The sequence below is a fragment of the Streptomyces sp. NPDC086554 genome (genome assembly GCF_040686095.1).
Lineage (GTDB): Bacteria > Actinomycetota > Actinomycetes > Streptomycetales > Streptomycetaceae > Streptomyces.
In genome coordinates this window covers 291,471-305,167 of record NZ_JBFBJK010000007.1, presented here as the reverse complement: position 1 = coordinate 305,167, position 13,697 = coordinate 291,471, and the positions used below count along the sequence as shown (strand labels likewise).

At 71.9% G+C, this 13,697-nt stretch carries 13 protein-coding genes; 8 read left to right on the top strand and 5 right to left on the bottom strand.

The window, feature by feature from the left end; translation table 11 throughout:
* The first annotated feature begins 126 nt into the window (after positions 1–126).
* The 5 genes from AB0O76_RS14410 (at position 127) to AB0O76_RS14390 (ending at position 6,103) form a co-directional block, all read left to right on the top strand.
* On the top strand, positions 127–1,899 hold the full coding sequence (locus AB0O76_RS14410) for a tryptophan 7-halogenase (RefSeq protein ID WP_365489649.1): 1,773 nt from the start codon (positions 127–129) through the stop codon (positions 1,897–1,899).
* Positions 1,900–2,020: 121 nt separating this feature from the next.
* Positions 2,021–3,004: a DJ-1/PfpI family protein gene (locus AB0O76_RS14405; protein WP_365489646.1), complete on the top strand. Its 984-nt coding sequence runs from the start codon at positions 2,021–2,023 to the stop codon at positions 3,002–3,004.
* A 104-nt stretch (positions 3,005–3,108) separates the two neighbouring features.
* Positions 3,109–4,167 carry an ABC transporter substrate-binding protein gene (locus AB0O76_RS14400; protein WP_365489643.1) on the top strand — a complete coding sequence of 353 codons (1,059 nt, stop codon included), beginning with the start codon at positions 3,109–3,111 and terminating at the stop codon, positions 4,165–4,167.
* On the top strand, positions 4,168–5,283 hold the full coding sequence (locus AB0O76_RS14395; protein ID WP_365489640.1) for an iron ABC transporter permease: 1,116 nt from the start codon (positions 4,168–4,170) through the stop codon (positions 5,281–5,283).
* On the top strand, positions 5,267–6,103 hold the full coding sequence (locus AB0O76_RS14390; RefSeq protein ID WP_365489637.1) for an ABC transporter ATP-binding protein: 837 nt from the start codon (positions 5,267–5,269) through the stop codon (positions 6,101–6,103). Before AB0O76_RS14395 ends, AB0O76_RS14390 begins: the two co-directional genes overlap by 17 nt.
* Before the next feature lie 16 nt (positions 6,104–6,119).
* Here the strand turns inward: AB0O76_RS14390 and AB0O76_RS14385 are convergent, their stop codons facing one another.
* Positions 6,120–7,550: an MFS transporter gene (locus tag AB0O76_RS14385; protein WP_365489634.1), complete on the bottom strand. Its 1,431-nt coding sequence runs from the start codon at positions 7,548–7,550 to the stop codon at positions 6,120–6,122.
* A gap of 403 nt (positions 7,551–7,953) precedes the next feature.
* Here AB0O76_RS14385 and AB0O76_RS14380 point away from each other — a divergent pair, with 403 nt between their 5' ends.
* Genes AB0O76_RS14380 through AB0O76_RS14370 form a run of 3 tightly spaced genes read left to right on the top strand, consistent with a single transcriptional unit; the run spans position 7,954 to position 11,077 of the window.
* Positions 7,954–8,223, top strand: coding sequence for a hypothetical protein (locus tag AB0O76_RS14380; protein WP_365489631.1), 270 nt, complete (start codon positions 7,954–7,956; stop codon positions 8,221–8,223).
* The gene (locus AB0O76_RS14375; protein ID WP_365489629.1) at positions 8,223–10,559 is read left to right on the top strand and encodes a heavy metal translocating P-type ATPase; all 2,337 of its coding nucleotides are present in this window, start codon (positions 8,223–8,225) and stop codon (positions 10,557–10,559) included. The genes AB0O76_RS14380 and AB0O76_RS14375 overlap by 1 nt, the downstream gene beginning before the upstream one ends.
* Positions 10,556–11,077: a copper chaperone PCu(A)C gene (locus AB0O76_RS14370; RefSeq protein ID WP_365489626.1), complete on the top strand. Its 522-nt coding sequence runs from the start codon at positions 10,556–10,558 to the stop codon at positions 11,075–11,077. Before AB0O76_RS14375 ends, AB0O76_RS14370 begins: the two co-directional genes overlap by 4 nt.
* Positions 11,078–11,129: 52 nt before the next feature.
* Here the strand turns inward: AB0O76_RS14370 and AB0O76_RS14365 are convergent, their stop codons facing one another.
* From AB0O76_RS14365 to AB0O76_RS14350, 4 genes are all read right to left on the bottom strand, one after another.
* Positions 11,130–11,753 (bottom strand): sigma-70 family RNA polymerase sigma factor, encoded by a 624-nt coding sequence (locus AB0O76_RS14365; protein WP_365489623.1) that lies wholly within the window; start codon positions 11,751–11,753, stop codon positions 11,130–11,132.
* A gap of 221 nt (positions 11,754–11,974) precedes the next feature.
* Positions 11,975–12,589 (bottom strand): hypothetical protein, encoded by a 615-nt coding sequence (locus tag AB0O76_RS14360; protein WP_365489620.1) that lies wholly within the window; start codon positions 12,587–12,589, stop codon positions 11,975–11,977.
* 35 nt (positions 12,590–12,624) lie between these two features.
* Positions 12,625–13,320 carry a permease prefix domain 1-containing protein gene (locus AB0O76_RS14355; RefSeq protein ID WP_365489617.1) on the bottom strand — a complete coding sequence of 232 codons (696 nt, stop codon included), beginning with the start codon at positions 13,318–13,320 and terminating at the stop codon, positions 12,625–12,627.
* Positions 13,317–13,658, bottom strand: a complete 342-nt coding sequence (locus AB0O76_RS14350) for a helix-turn-helix transcriptional regulator (RefSeq protein WP_365489614.1) — start codon at positions 13,656–13,658, stop codon at positions 13,317–13,319. Before AB0O76_RS14350 ends, AB0O76_RS14355 begins: the two co-directional genes overlap by 4 nt.
* Positions 13,659–13,697 lie beyond the last annotated feature (39 nt).

Below are 13,697 nucleotides of genomic sequence, written 5' to 3'. Positions count from 1 at the left end.
CTGTTTAGCGGTTATACGGGCGTTTCAGGTCCCTTTTCCCGCTGGATGGGCTGACGCGCGTAGACGGCGGTTGTTGTCGGACATACGGTCGTTACCCGTCATACGGCGAAGGAAAGGTGACAGACCGTGCGGGAGTATTACGACGTCGTCATCATGGGAGGGGGACCTGCCGGTTCCACTCTCGGTGCCCTGCTGGCCCAGCGCACCGAATTGCGCGTCGCCATTTTCGACAAGGAGGTATTCCCTCGCGAACACATAGGTGAGTCTTTCGCTCATCCCGTGGTACCCGCCCTGCAGGAAAGCGGGGCATTACCCAAAGTCCTCGCGAGCGCCTGCTGGGTGAAGAAATTCGGCGGCATTTATGCCTGGGACCCGGAGCGGCCCAGCGTCGCCCTTTTCGACAAGAGGCCGTACGACAGCGACGGCGTGCTGCGCTGGACCATGCACGTCGACCGGGCCGAGTTCGACCACATCCTCCTCGACCACGCGGCCGACGTGGGTGTGGACGTCTTCCAGGGCCTCGCCGTCGACGCCTACGAGCCCGACTCGCGGGGTGGAGTCGTCCGCCTCGCCGACGGGTCCGAGGTGCGGGCGGGATACTTCGTGGACGCCTCCGGACGACAGAGCAGTGTCTCCGCGGCCCGCAACAAACGCGGTTGGCTCTCCCAGTTCAAGAACGTCGCCATCTGGCAGCACTTCACCAACGCCGGCCAGACGCAGAACATCGAAGCGGACTGGAACGTCTTCACCGCGGACAACCTCTCGCCCATCGGCTGTTTCGCCTTCCGCGACGGCTGGTGCTGGTACATCCCCGTGCCGAAGGTCATCGACGGCAAGCGGGTCCTGACCCACTCCATCGGGATCGTCACCAACCCGGCCGTGCTCAAGGAGCCGGGCAGCGACTTCACCGACCAGGAGACGTTCCTCGCCGCCGTGCGCCAGGTCCCGTATCTGAAGGACCTGATCGGCGACGCCGTGCCGGTGGCCGACGGCATGCTCACCGCCACCAACTACTCGCGTGTCAGTGAGGAGTTCGCGCACTACGACGAGCGGCACCTGCTCGTGGGTGACGCCGCCTTCTTCGTCGACCCCCTCTTCTCCTCCGGGGTCGCCGTCGCGCTGACCCAGGCCGCGGCCGCCGCCCTGCTCATCCAGAAGACCACCGACGGCAGCCTCGGCGAGACCGACCGGCGCCACCTGTGGCAGGACTACAACGCCAAGTGGCACGGCACGGCCGAGACCTTCGCCCTGATGATCGACCAGTGGTACCACGCCATCGCGAAGAACAACCCCGACAGCGCCTACTGGAGCACCCGCGGCACCGGAGCCGATCTCGGCATACGGGAGCAGACCTTCGACGCCCTGCTCAACACCGCTTTCCAGGACGGCCTGTTGGAGGTCATGACGCACGGCAGCCGCAAGGTGGAGGACCTGGACGCGGCAGGCCCCTATCTGGCCGCTTCGGCACTGGCGGAACCGGCCGACCTGACGGAGGACGCCGTCATCTCGCTGGCCGGCACGACGGCCATCCGGGACAGCGTCACCCTGCTCGTGCCGGGGTTCAAGGCGACCAACCCGCCCATCAATGTGCAGCTGCCGCCCGCCGTCCTCGCGGGCATGACCGACTACTGGCGCAACCCCGTCACCAACCACGCCTCCGTGCCGTCCCCGCTGCGCGACACGGTGCCGTGCCGGCGCATCTACTCCACCGACGACCCGCACGGCGTCACCATCGACGCCGATGTCCGCAGGGACGGCGTGGACGAGCTGTGGGAACTGCTCGGCGGCGGCCCTCTCAAGTACGGCGAGATCGCGGGACGTCTGACCCCCGCACAGACTCGGCTCCTCAAGCGGATGTGTGTGAGCGGCTTCCTGCAGGTGGTGCCCCCGGCTGCCTGAGCGGAGCGTCAAGTCCGGCTCCCGCAAGTGAAGTTGGGGCACGATGGTGCTGTGTCGGGCAGGGGGCCCGGGGCGGCGGCGGCCCGACCGTGTCGCCGCCCCCTGGCGGGAGGGCTGTGCGATGAAGCGGGACGTCCTTGTTGTGCTCTACGACGGGGTCCAGGGGGTGAGCTTCTCCGGCCCGATGGACGCGTTCTCCGCCGGGTCCGCCGCGGCCGGGGACGCCCCGGGCCCGGTCTACGAGATACGCACCGCGTCGTCCGGCGGCGCTCCCGTGCGTACGTCGGGCGGCCTGACCGTGCTGCCCGACGGCTCGCTCGAAGACGCCTCGCCCGCGCACACACTGGTGATACCAGGAGACGGTCAATTCCCCGACCACGGCGGCCAACTGGCCGATGTGGTCGGGGAATTGGCTATGGCGGCCGGACGTGTGGCCGCCATTTCCACGGGGGTGTTCCTGCTCGCCGAGACGGGCGCCCTGCGCGGCCGCAGGGTCACGACCCACTGGAAGTGGTGCGACCTGCTGTCCGAGCGGTACCCGGACGTTCAGGTCGACAGGGCGGCGACGGTCGTCAGGGACGGGCGGGTGACCACCGCCGGCGGCGGCACATCGGGCATCGACCTCGCCATGTCCCTGATGGCCGAGGACGTCGACCAGGAGCGGGCGGTCCGGGTGTCCCGGGAGCTCGTCTCCTATCCCCGACGCCCGGGCGGCCAGCTGCAGTTCATCCCCTGGAAGCCGCCCACGGTCGAACACGCTGTCCTTCGCGGCACCTTGCAGTGGATCTCGGACAACCTCCGTGCGGACCTCTCGGGGCGGAGCCTTGCGGAGCGTGCGGGTGTCTCCCCCCGCCACATCAACCGGCTCTTCGCGTCCCATACGGGAATGTCGCCCCGCCGCTACGTCGAGTCGGCGCGGGTGGGCGCCGCGCGCCGGATGATGGAGCGGCCCGGAAGGCCGGGCGGACTCGAGGAGATAGCGAAGGAAGCGGGGTTCAGCACCCTGGAGTCCATGCGCGTCTCGTTCCGCCGAGTGCTCCAAGTCGCCCCGGGGGAGTACCAGGAGAGGTTCGGCGTCTCTCCTGTTACTCCCCCGCCCGGGTGACAACGCGACAGTCGCGCACTTCGCGGGAACTCGGAGGCCGACTCTTCCGACTACCTCTCCGGGGCCGTGTTTGAGCCCAGAGGCAAGAGGCTCGGGAGTGTTTGATGCGTATTCGTGTGTGGTGTGGAGCGATGGCCGCCCTGGCCCTGCTCGCAACCGGCTGTGGCGGCGGTGGTTCGGAGGACCCCGGCAAGTCCGGAGGCAGCGCGGGGGATGCGGTGCGGGCGACCGACTGCAAGGGCCGGGTGACGACGTTCGACTCCACCCCGACGAAGATTGTGACCAGCAACGCGGCCGCTCTGGAGCTGCTGTTGCGGCTCGGCGTGGGTGACAAGGTGATCGGCACCGGATTCCCGCCCGGCAAGGGCGCGTTCAAGGGCGACCTTGACGCGCAGGCACGTGAGGTACCCGTGCTCAGCAAGGCCGTCATTCCCAAGGAGAAGCTGCTCGGCTCCGGCGCCGATCTGTTCATCGACGCGTTCGGGCCGATGAACATGGGCGGCGCGGGCGGCCTGCCCACCGACGAGGAGTTCAAGGCCGCCGGGATCAAGCACATCTCCCTGAAGTCCACGGCCTGTGCGTCGACGCGCAAGAAGCCCGCGACGGATCTCGACACGGTCAAGGCCGACATCACCACGTTCGGGGCGGTCACCGGCAAGAGCGACCGGGCCGCCGAGCTGGTCGTGTCCATGGACCGCAAGGTCGCATCGGTGCAGAAGGCCGTCGGAAAGGTCCCCGCGAAGGACAGGCCGAGCTACTTCTTCTTCGACTACGACGCCGGCACCAAGCAGCCCATGGCGATCTGCAACAAGCAGATCGGCAACGCCGTGATCACCCTCGCCGGTGCCCGCAACATCTTCGCGGACTGCGCGGGCACGTTCCGGCCCGTCGGCTGGGAAGACGTGGTCGCGAAGAACCCCGACTGGATCCAGCTCGCCGTACGCAACCGGGGCAGCGAGGCCGAGACGCGCAAGGCCTTCGACGACGCGCGGAAGTGGCTGGAGAACAACCCGGCGACGAAGGACCTCAAGGCCGTGAAGAACGGGAAGTTCCTGCGGATCGGCTCCGAGGAGACCACCATCGCGGGGGTCCGCAACGCCGACACCGTCGAGAAGATCGCCAACGCCCTGTACCCCGGCAAGGTGCGGGCGGCGGAGCAGTAGATGCCCCTCCTCACCCTCAACCGCAAGGCGTCCCTCAACCGCGAGGCGGACAAGACCCCGGCGGCGGATCCCGTCGCGCGCACCTTGCGTCCCGGGGTGCTCGCCGCCCTGCTCGGCGCGGCGCTGCTGCTCGCGCTCACCGGCGCCGTGTCCTGGGGATCCACGGACATCCCCCCGGACCAGGTGTTGTCCGCGGTGCTGCGCCGGCTGACCGGGCAGCCGGCGCGGCCGGGCACATCGGACCTCATCGTGTGGCAGCTGCGGCTGCCGCGCGCCCTGCTCGCCGCCGCGGTGGGCGCGGGACTCGGCCTGGTGGGCACGGCCGTTCAGGCACTGGTGCGCAACCCGCTTGCCGACCCTCATCTGCTCGGCATCTCCAACGGGGCCTCGCTCGGTGCCGTCGCCGCCATCGTGCTCGGCGCGGGCGCGGGCGGCACGCTGGGGCTCGGCCTCTCCGGGGCGGCGTTCACCGGGGCCCTTGCGACTTTCGCCCTGGTGTGGTTGATCGCTCGGCGGGGCGGCAATTTCTCGCCCCTGCGGCTCGTGCTCGCCGGTGTCGGCATCGGTCAGTTCCTCGCCGGGTTCACCAGCTATCTCGTACTCCAGGCCGGAGACGAGCAGCAGACGCAGAGCGTGCTGTTCTGGCTCATGGGCAGTCTGAGCGGGGCGAACTGGTCGACGCTCGCGGTCCCCGCCATCGCCGTGCCGGTCGCGCTGCTGCTGCTCCAGGCGCGGGCCCGCGGTCTCAACGCCGTGATGATGGGCGACGAGACGGCGGCCGGTCTCGGGGTCGACGTCACCCGGCTTCGGCGCGAACTCTTCGTGGTGACAAGCGTGTTGACCGGAATCCTGGTCGCGGTCTCGGGCGCCATCGCCTTCGTCGGCCTGATGGTGCCGCACGCCTGCCGGCTGCTCGTCGGCGGCGACCACCGCCGGCTCCTGCCCGTCTCGGCGCTGTTCGGCGCGCTGCTGCTCGTCATCGTCGACACCGTGTGCCGCACCGCCCTCGACACCCAGGAACTGCCGGTCGGTGTGGTGACCTCACTGATCGGCGCCCCCGCCCTGCTGTATCTGCTCGACCGGCGCCTGGAGGCCCGTGGTGAACATCGACATTGAGGGGTTGAATGTCTCCTACGCTCGGCGCACTGTCGTCTCGGGCGTCCACCTCATCGCCGCGGAGGGCGAGGTGGCCGGCCTGGTCGGGCCGAACGGCAGCGGAAAATCGAGCGTCCTGCGCACCGTGTACCGGCATCTTCGACCGGTCGCGGGGCGGGTACGCGTCGCGGGCCGCGACATCTGGGAGCTGACGCCCGCGGAGGCCGCGCGCAAGGTGGCGGCCCTGCCCCAGGAGCGCGGCGGCGACTTCGAGTTGACGGTGCGCGAGGTCGTGGCGATGGGCCGGACCCCGTACAAACGACTCTTCGCGGGCGACGACGACAACGACCGCGCCAAAGTGGCCGCTGTACTTGAACAGGTCGGCATGGCACAGGCAGGCGGGCGTTCCTTCTCGGCACTCTCCGGTGGTGAACGGCAGCGGGTCCTGCTCGCCAGGGCGCTCGCCCAGGATCCGGAGGTGCTCGTCCTGGACGAGCCGACCAACCACCTGGACGTGCTGCACCAGGTGGAGTTGCTCGCCCTGCTGCGTGCCCAGCGCCGCACGGCCCTGGTCTCCCTGCACGATCTGAACGCCGCGGCCTCGGTGTGCGACCGGCTGCATGTCCTGCACCAGGGAAGGGTGGTGGCCTCAGGGCCGCCGCGCGAGGTGCTGACGCCGGAACTGCTCGCGGAGGTGTTCGGTGTTCGGGCCGCTGTGGTTGAACACCCGCTGACCGGCGACCCGTTGATCGCCATCGACCACCGTGCCCCGGCGGACCCCAAGGGTACCGCCGCGGTCACGGAAGCCGCGGCATCCGTCGCGCCCGCCGGGCTGACATGAGGCAGGCCGGGAGAGGTCAGCGGGAGGCGGACGGCGCAGGCGCGGCGTCGGCGCCCGGCTTCTCGTGCTCCGGTACGGGCCGCCGCAGGCTCAGCAGCAGGACCGCGACACAGGCGGCCGCGGCCGATACGACCAGGGCGGAGCGGGCGGCGCCCGCGATGCCCCAGACCGCGGTGGCCAGGGCGGGCCCCACGGCGAAGCCGAGACTGCGGGACAGCTGCACGACGGAACCCGCCGTGCCCACCGCGCCCGGCGGGGCCGAGCTCATCACCAGGGTCTGCACCGGGCCGCCGTACAGACCCATGCCCGATCCGGCGATGGCGAGGCGCCAGGCGATGTCTCCCCAGGTCAGGCTGTCGTTGCCCAGCGGCAGGAGAAGCGCGAGGCCCAGCGCGGTGATCGCGCTGCCGGCGAGCGCGCTGGCCTGCGGCCCGTACCGGTCGGCGAGCCGTCCGCCCAGCGGACCCATGAGGCCCATGGCCAGCGGAAAGGACAGCATGGTCAGTCCGGTGGCGGTGGCGGAGAGACCGCCCTCGCGCTGCAGCCGCAGGGCCATGACGAAGTGCATGGAGGCGAAGCCGGCCGCGATGGCGAACACCGCCGTGTTGATCCGGTGTGTCCCGGATGCGCGCACCACGTCGCAGACCTGCCGGCCACCGGGGCCGCGCAGCCACCACGCCAGCGGGGGCAGCGCGGCCACCCCGAGGAGCAGCCAGCCGGGGGACTCCGATGCAAGGGACAGGGAGAGGAGGAGCGCGGCCAGGCCGCTGCCGACCAGAGCGGCGTCGGCAAGGATCCGCCCGCCGGGCGCGTGCAGCTTGCCCGACCGGGGGAGCAGACGCGAGGCCACCAGCAACGCCCCGATACAGACGGGGAGTTTGACGATGAACACCGCGCGCCAGCCGAACGCGTCCAGGAGCATGCCGCCCACGGGCGGTCCGGTGACGGCTCCCAGCGGGCCGAGCGTGGCCGGCACGCTCATCGCCCGGGCGCGCAGTTTCGGCGGCACCGCGCGCATCGCGAGCACCGGCATCAGGACGAACAGCATGGAGCCGAAGGCCCCTTGGGCGATCCGGGTCACGGTCAGCCAGGCCATCCACGGCGCGGCCGCGCTGAGCAGGCCGCACACGGCGAATCCGGTGACGGAGACAAGGATGGCGGGCCGCAGCCCGATCTTCGCGCCGGTTCCCCTGCCGTCCAGCCAGCGGCCCGCGGGCAACAGCAGGGAGACGACAGCGAGTTGATAGCCAAGGGCCGCCCACTGCGCCATCGAGGGCGAGACACGCAGGTCACGGGATATCTCGGAGAGGGAGACATTGACGACGTTCATGTCGAGCATCGCCACGAACGACAGTGACCCTGCGACGGCCACCAGCAGCCAGCGGCCGCGGCCCTCCGCGGCCGGCAACGTCGTTCCCCGCGAGGCGTCCTGCGCGTCGTGCGTCATCAACGATTCCCTTCGAGTCCCTCCGAAGCCGCCCTCCTCCGGCGGAAGGGCGCGGATCGGCGGGCTCCGTAACAGTGGTCGGCTGCTGGAGAGGATAAGTTCCCGCGGCCGTGGCCGAGTTGAGGGTGAACGCCCAGGTCGGTCGGTGACCGTTCCTTCGCGGACGGTCGGATCGAGCCACGCGGGAGTTCCCGCGCCCCGGCAGGAGATTGCTCACGTAAGGGATGCGGGCGAAGCCTGGCGGCAGCGGCGGTCTTCCGTGCCAGCATGGCTCACCGGGCCATGCGGGAGATCAGCCCATCCGGGCGCGGCCCCTTCCATGTCTGCCCGTCGGCTCGCGCCGCCCCCACCATCCCCCGCAGGGCGGCGCGAGCCGACGGGTATCCCCGTGCAGGAGCGGAACATGAACGATTCCCAGCAGGACGCGGGCGCTGAACGGACGCTCCTGCGGCGATGGAGACCAGCCGCCGCGATGACGGGCTTCGCCGCCCTCCTCGTGGTGATCTTCGCCGTCGCGTACGCCACCGGATCGGCCGTCGGACCGGTCGCGCCCGGACTGCACCCAGGCCAGGAACAGTCCGCAGGCACCGGCGACAAGGACTCCGGCGGGGGCGGCGACGACGGCCCGGACGACGACATGGAAGGCGACATGAACATGGGGGAGGGGCACTGATGGCGACGGGCCTTGCGGCGACGACCGAGACCACCACCGATCTGGTCGTCGGCGGCATGACGTGCGCGGCCTGTGTGAACCGCGTCGAGAAGAAGCTCGGCAAACTGGAAGGCGTCGTCGCGACGGTCAACCTGGCCACCGGCATGGCCCGCGTCACCCACCCCGACTCGTACGCGCCCGCAGACCTCGTCGTGGCCGTGGAGCAGGCGGGATTCACCGCGACACTTCCGGAGCCGCCCGCCGCGGAAACCGCCGAGGGAGCGGGGGCGGCGCCGCGTGACGAGGCCGCCGATGACGCGACCCGCCAGCGCGATCGCCTCGTCGTGACGGCCGTACTCGCCGTACCCGTGCTGATCCTTTCCATGGTCCCGTCCCTGCAGTTCAGCAACTGGCAGTGGCTGTGCTTCGCGCTGGCCGCACCGGTGGCCGTGTGGAGTGCGGCGCCGTGCCACCAGAAGGCCCTGCGCGGCCTTCGGCACTCCGCCGCGACCATGGACACGCTCGTCTCCCTGGGGGTGATCGCGTCCTTCGCCTGGTCGACGTACGCGCTGTTCCTCGGCGGCGCGGGCGAGCCCGACATGACCATGCCGTTCAGTCTGCTTCCTTCGGCGTCCGGCGACGTGGCGCACGTCTACCTCGAAGCAGCTGTCGCCGTACCGCTGTTCGTCCTGACCGGACGCTTCCTGGAGGCTCGCGCCAAGCACAACACCGGGGCCGCGCTGCGGTCCCTGGCCGAACTCGCGGCCAAGGACGTGTCGGTGCGCGACGAGAACGGCGGGCGCGAACGGCGGATCCCCATCGGGCAGTTGAAGACCGGCCAGCTCTTCGTCGTACGGCCGGGCGAGAAGGTCGCCACCGACGGGACCGTGGTCGAGGGCAGTTCGGCCCTCGACATGTCGCTGGTCACCGGCGAGAGCGAACCCGTCGATGCGGCGCCCGGCTCGACGGTGGTCGGCGCCGCGGTCAACGCCGGAGGGCTCCTGGTCGTGCGGGCCACCGCGGTGGGCGATGACACCCGCCTCGCCCGCATCACCCGCCTGGTCACCGAGGCACAGGCGGGCAAGGCCAGGGCGCAGCGGGTCGCGGACCAGGTGGCCGGGGTGTTCGTGCCCGTGGTGCTCGCCCTTGCCGTCACCGTGCTCGGCTTCTGGCTCGGCGCGGGTGCCGACCCGCAGGCCGCGGTGACCGTGGCCGTGGCGGTGCTCGTCGTCGCCTGCCCCTGCGCGCTGGGGCTCGCCACACCCACCGCCCTGCTCGCCGCGACCGGACGTGGCGCCCAACTCGGCATCCTGGTCAAGGGACCGCGCGCCCTGGAGACGCTGCGGGGGATCGACACCGTCGTACTCGACAAGACCGGCACCCTCACCACCGGCCGTATGCGCGTGGCCCGGGTGACGGCCGAACCCGGCGGCATCGGGGACCGGGCGGCGCTGCGTCTGGCGGGCGCGGTGGAGCAGGGCTCCGAGCATCCGCTGGGCAGGGCGATCGCGGAGCACGCTGAGCACGCCGCGCAGGCGGAGTCCGGTGGGCCGCTGCCCCGGACGACGGACTTCACCGCCAGCGTCGGTGCGGGCGTGGCCGGGCGGGTCGAGGAGCGGCACGTCGAGGTGTGCGCCCCGGGCGACACCCCGCTCTCCGAACCGCTGGCCGCCGCGCTCGCCGCGGCCGAGGACGCCGCGCACACCCCGGTCCTCGTCCGGGTGGACGGCAGGCCCGAGGCCGTGATCGCCGTCGGGGACACCTTGCGGCCCGAGGCATACCGGGCGGTGGACCGGCTGCGCCGCCTGGGGCTGCGGACCGTCATCGCGACTGGTGACCGGGAGGCGACCGCCCGGGCCGTCGCCGCCGAACTCGGCATCCCCGAGAGCGATGTGCACGCGCGCTGCACCCCGGAGGACAAGGCCCTGCTCGTCAAGGAGTTGAAGGCCGAAGGGCTGCGGGTCGCCGTCGTCGGGGACGGCGTCAACGACACGGTGGCGCTGGCCGGCGCCGACCTGGGCATCGCGATGGGCGGCGGCACGGACGCCGCCATCGGAGCGGCCGACGTGACACTGGTCCGCGAGGACGTCCTGGTCGTCGCGGACGCCGTCAAGCTCGCCCGCAGAACCATGGGCACGATCCGCGCGAACCTGCTGTGGGCGTTCGGGTACAACCTTGTGACGGTGCCCCTGGCGATGACAGGGTGGCTCAACCCGATGGTCGCGGCCGCCGCGATGTCGGTCAGCTCGCTGCTCGTGGTCACCAACAGCCTGCGCCTGCGCGCCTGGCAGCCGACCGCGCCCCATGTCGTACGAGGAGGCCGCGGGCCCGCGCGTCCGCTGGAGGCCGCCGCGTGAGCGCCACCGGAACGACCGCGCAGCGGCTGCGGCTCCGGGCCTCGGCCGCCCTCCCCGCGCTCGCCGCGGCGGCGGCCAGCGCGCTGGCCCTGGGAGGACTCTCCGTCTGGACCGCCGCCGGAGCCGCCGGCTCCGCACCCGAACTCCGCATCACCGCGGCCCGGGTGCTGCTGCCGTCCGAGGGCAACGAGAGCACGGCCGCCGTGTTCCGCATCCGCAACACCGGCGGGGCCGCGGACCGTCTTGTCTCCGTGACCTCGCCGACGATGGGCGAGGCCATGCTGTCGCGCGACGCGCCCGTCGGTGAACGGGCGGCCCGCATGTCCATGGTCGATGCGGCCACGGTGCCCGCCGACGGAACGCTGACCATGACGCCGTACGGACTCGACGTGATGGTCGAGCTCCGCGAGCCGCTGCGCCTCGGGCAGCGCGTCGAGTTCAGCCTGCGCTTCGAGGACGGCGGGACGCTCAGGACGAAGGCTCTCGTCGTGCGGCCCACCGACTGGAACGCGCCCTGACCGGAGCGCCCTGACAGGGCTTGTGCCGGAGCACACCGGGCCCGGGGTGGACTCACCCCGGGCCCGCGGGGCATTCCGCCGCGTGCAGCAGTGACGTCATGACCGCCCTGGCCCGGGCCACACGGGAGCGGACGGTGCCGATCGGGCAGCCGGCCGCGTCGGCGGCGTCCGCGTAGGGAAGACCGAGGACCTGCGTGAGCACGAACGCCTGCCGCCGCGGCGCGTCCAGTGAGCTCAGCAGGTCGAGCAGCGCCACCCCCTCGTCGAAGCCGGGAAGGCCGCCGGGCTGCGATCGCTCGGCCTCCGTCCGCCAGTTGGGGCCGTCGGCGAAACGGGGGCGTGCGGCGGCCGCGCGGTAGCGGTCGGCCACCACCCGGCGGGCGATGGAAAGGAGCCACGTACGGGCGCAGGAACGTCCGGCGAACCGGGGCAGGGCCGTCAAGGTGCGTAAGTACGTCTCCTGAGTGAGGTCTTCGGCTCCTTGCACATCGGCGCCCAGATAGGCGACGAAGCGGCAGACATCGGCGCGCGTGGCGCGCACGAAGCGTTCGAGGGCGTCGGTGTCGCCGTCGCGGGCGGCAAGCGCCCACTCCGTGATCTGTGTGTCGCTCGCGGCGGCGGTTCTGCCGCTCGGCCGCTGTTTCGGGGCAGGCGGCTGTTTCAGGGCAGGGGGCATCGCGGACTGTCCTTCGGCGTGCGGACGGAACCTGCCGTGTGGTCATGGCCCCGTCGGCGGACACCCTTCGCGTCCCGGATACGGATACGGATACGGATACGGGTGCGGGTGCGGGGGCATGGGCGGTTGGGGTCAGCGCGCGCGGCGGCCGCGCGGGTGCGCACCGGCGCATGGCGCACTGCGTCACCGGCCGTGCCCCGGGCGGGCCTTGGCCGGTGGTGTCAGACGGTGCTCGGGCAGTGCGGCGGGCCGCGGCGGGAGACGACGTGGCGAAGGAGCGGCAGCTGCGGCCGGGGGAGCGGCAGTTGCAGGGCCACGGACGGCCGGCGTCCGGGCATCGGGGACGGCCCCTGGACGGCGCGGTCCAGGGGCGCGAAGACGAAGGCGGCGAGGGCCCGTCCGAGGCGGCGCGCGGCGGCTTCGCCCCGCCACAGCCACAGTCCGCACAGCAGTCCGGCGACCGCGTGGGCGGACGTCATGCCGGCCCAGGCGCCGAAGGCGGGTTCCGTGTCGCCGGTGCGCATGTGCGCCATGCCCGTACCGGAGTGCCGGGTGGCGGTGGACGGGGCGGGTCCCGCCGCCGTCTGGGAGAGGGTGAAGACCGCGTGCAGCGCGAGCTGGGTCAGCACGCTCGCGCCGCACACCGCGAGGGCGCCGCGGGCCCGGCCGGTCAGGCACCAGGCGGCCGCGGCCACGGCGGCGAACGCGGACCACACGGCCCAGGCGGGCAGCGCGTGGTCGGACATCAGGGCGTGCCCCGGCGCCGTCACCGAGACGCACACGGCGGCGAAGACCGCGGAGCGGGTCAGCCGGCCGGCCCCGCCGCGGCGGGGCACCGCCCGGGATGCCGTGTGCGTCGCGGCCGCCGGTGTCACCGCTGTCCGGGCGCGGCGGGTTCCATGATCGGTACACGTGCGACCTGGCGGCAGACGCGGACCGACTTGGCCATCACGCCGTGCGACGTGGCGGCGAGCGAGCAGGCGAGCGCGATCAGCGGCCAGTTCGTGGCCAGGACCGAGGCCGTGGCCAGGGCGAGCGTGGCGACGGCGATGGAGATGCTGGCGGTGGTGCCCGTCCACCCGACCATCCGCGGCAGCTCGTCAGGGGTGGGCAGCCAGCGGGCGAGGGTGCCGGTCGCGGCGAGGGCACCCGCAGCGAGCAGGGCCGCCGCGACCGCGGTCCCCGCCAGATACAGGGCCATCAGCTGGGCGGTCCACGGCACTGCCCAGTCCTGGGCGTCGCCCGCGTTGCGGACGAGGAACCAGCAGGCGATCAGGAAGGGCGCGGTGATGACGATGGAGCGGGCCGTGTGCCGGGCCTGAGCGATGGTCAGTTCCCGCTGGCAGCTGGCCACCAGGTCGTCCATGGTCCCGAAGTCGCGTAACGCCTGCTCGGCGGCGCGCTCGCGGGACATGCCCTGGCTCCTGAGCTCCGCGACGCAGTCGGTGAGGCCGTCGCGCACCTCCTCGAGCAGCCTTGCCTTGGCGCGGACCGGGCCGTGCAGAGCGGCCTCGAGCGAGGTGAGGTAGTCCTCGACGGGGTCGTCGCGCTGTTCCACGGCGCTCACGTGAGGAGCCCCGGCGGGGGTGCGGGATTCAGGACCGAGCCGATCGCCGTCGTGAACTCGGTCCACGCCGAGCGCTCGCTGGCCAAGGTGCGCTGCCCGGCGTCCGTGAGTTCGTAGCACCGCTTGCGGCGCTCGCCCACGGACTGCCAGCTGCTCTGCAAAAGACCCACCCGCTCCAGGCGGTTGAGGGCGGGATAGATCGTGCCCGTCCGCAGCTCCAGCGCGCCGCCGCTGCGTTCCTGCACGGCCGTGATGATCGCGTACCCGTGCAGGGGGCCTGGCTCGAGCACGGCGAGCAGCAGCCCGTCCAGATGTCCTCTGACCGCGTCCTGTCTCATGAGTAGGCAGCCTACACAATCGGGGCGTTGGTGTGCTAT